This window comes from Paracoccus sp. S4493, assembly GCF_000967735.1.
GTDB classification, from domain to species: Bacteria; Pseudomonadota; Alphaproteobacteria; order Rhodobacterales; family Rhodobacteraceae; genus Paracoccus; species Paracoccus marcusii.
Genome location: NZ_JXYF01000452.1, coordinates 1 through 1,104 on the forward strand (window position 1 = coordinate 1; position 1,104 = coordinate 1,104).

A 1,104-nucleotide genomic window follows, 5' to 3' on the forward strand; every position below is an offset into this window, starting at 1 on the left:
GGAAGATTGTGCCGTCAGTCCATATTCGGTGCAGGATCACGCTGATGCGCCGGGCAAGGGCGACCATGGCCCGTTTCGCGCCACGACGGCGCGCGACCTGCACTGCCCATGTTCTCAGCCATGTCGAGCGGCCACGATGCATCATGACTGTTGCCGCTTGGCACAGAGCGCGCCGCAGGTTGATGTCCCCTGCTTTGGTGATCCCGCCGGAGATGTCGCGTTCGCCTGACTGGTTGCGTGAAGGCGTGAGGCCGACCCATGGCCCGACCTTCTTCGACGATGTGAACCGCGAGGGATCATCAACTGCGGAACGATAGGTCAGCGCCACGACCGCGCCCACGCCCGGCATCGACATCAGACGGTGGCAGACAGGGTCGTCTTGCGCCAACTGACGGACCCGGCGTTCCAGTCCTGCAAGCTCCTGTCGAAGGGATGCCCGCGCCCGCAGCATCGGCTCCGTCGCGGCAAACAGCATCGGGTTGTCTGCCGTCAGCTCTCGGATGCGGTGCTCGAACCTGCCGCGGGAGATCGCGCCGACCTTCAGCCCGAAGTTCCGCAGCAATCCACGCAATGACAGCTCCAAGGTGATAAAGCCCTGCTGCACGGCTTTGCGAGCACTCAGCAGAGCGCGCACCTCCTGTGCCGAGACGGATTTGCAATGAACGGGCCGGAACCAGCCAAGATGAAGCAGGCGCGCAATGCCTTCGGCATCCCGTCGGTCCGTCTTGATCGGCATCGCCTTCAGAGCACCCTTCACCTGACGGGTCTCCATCAGCACTACACTCAGGCCCGCCTCGGTCATGCCACGATGCAGCCATTGCGACAGCGGACCGGCTTCGAGACCGACGACGGCGATGGTGCCGTCCAGGTTCTCAATCCAGCGCGCCAGCGCTTCCGGCTCGCTGGCCGCCTGCGCCTCCCTCACGATCTTCCCATGCTCGCTGATGACGCAGATCGCGGTCTTCTCCAGCGACACGTCCAGTCCGACAAACAGCTTCATCCCGCAGTCCTCCCGATGGATCCAATACGGGAATGGCGCCAGATTGCCCTCGGTTTGACAACGGTAACGGGCAGGTCGCAGCGCAGGCCCCGTTACGGCATCTC

General features: G+C 63.9%; 1 protein-coding gene. It reads right to left on the reverse strand.

All coding sequences use genetic code 11. The annotated features are described in order from the left end of the window. Positions 1 to 1,000: IS110 family transposase (locus TW83_RS18375; protein ID WP_045984231.1), on the reverse strand; the 1,000-nt coding region annotated here is incomplete at its 3' end. Between the last annotated feature and the right edge of the window lie 104 nt (positions 1,001 to 1,104).